The 581-nt window shown below is 60.2% G+C and carries 1 pseudogene; it reads left to right on the forward strand.

Annotation, left to right across the window (positions count from 1 at the left end):
• A pseudogene (locus C5S62_RS13560) lies at nucleotides 1-581 on the forward strand (hypothetical protein); the annotation flags it as partial.

The raw sequence follows: 581 nt of genomic DNA on the forward strand, positions 1-581 counted from the left end.
TCGCTGGAGAGCCTGATGTTCTACGTCGTCGCCTCCTGTATATGGCTGCTCGAAAAACTTTTTGACCGCCACCGCGAGGAGGTGGACGCGAGGATAGATGCCCTGCGCCCGCACACGCTCCGTTGGTACGTTACAAAGACCCTCGCCTATATGCGTGGCAAGGATCTCATAATGACCGACGGCGTGGTCGTGGCTGACTACTACGACACGTCGGGAATGACGGAGGCCGACATCGAAAAGGCGCGTGTGGTGAAATACGCGGTCGCCACCGAGGACAACACGCAGGTGTTCATCAAGGTTGCCGCGAGGGGCAACAACGGCCAGCCCACGCCTCTGCAGCCCGATGACCTCGCCGGACTGAAAGGCCACCTCTCGCAGATAAAGGACGCGGGAGTGGCCATAAAGGTGCTGAACGAACCCGCCGACAATATGCGCGTGGAACTCGTGGTGCTTTATGATCAGGCCATACTCACGGCGCAGCCCACAGGCAACGGTCGCCCGGATGCGGACGGCTACACGGCCATAAGACTGCTGCGCGACGGCAAGGACGTGATAACCGAGGCCGTGAGCGGTGTCATATC

Source organism: Prevotella sp. MGM2 (assembly GCF_002933955.1).
Classification (GTDB): Bacteria; Bacteroidota; Bacteroidia; order Bacteroidales; family Bacteroidaceae; genus Alloprevotella.